Raw genomic sequence first — 301 nt, 5'->3', positions numbered from 1 at the left:
TTTCAACACACAGCCGCCCGAAGGCGGCTGGGATGACTGTAATCATCGCCACCACGCTCTGAGGCAGTTTCAACACACAGCCGCCCGAAGGCGGCTGGCATGTTTATCAATTCGACCAGGCATTTGAGTTATCAGTTTCAACACACAGCCGCCCGAAGGCGGCTGGGTTTACCCACTCTTTATTCTTGTTTAAATGATAGGTTTCAACACACAGCCGCCCGAAGGCGGCTGGGTCGCCGCTGGGAGAAACGTTGGTATGCTTTGCCACCAGTTTCAACACACAGCCGCCCGAAGGCGGCTG

The 301-nt window shown here is 55.5% G+C and carries 1 CRISPR repeat array.

Annotated features, from left to right (window positions below):
- Window position 1 precedes the first annotated feature (1 nt).
- A CRISPR array of direct repeats spans window positions 2-301; the repeat unit is 29 nt; unit sequence TTCAACACACAGCCGCCCGAAGGCGGCTG.

It is taken from the genome of Neisseria sp. HMSC074B07 (assembly GCF_001810355.1).
GTDB lineage: Bacteria > Pseudomonadota > Gammaproteobacteria > Burkholderiales > Neisseriaceae > Neisseria.
Note: the sequence above shows the minus strand (reverse complement) of the source record. Positions and strands in the feature narration are given on the sequence as shown.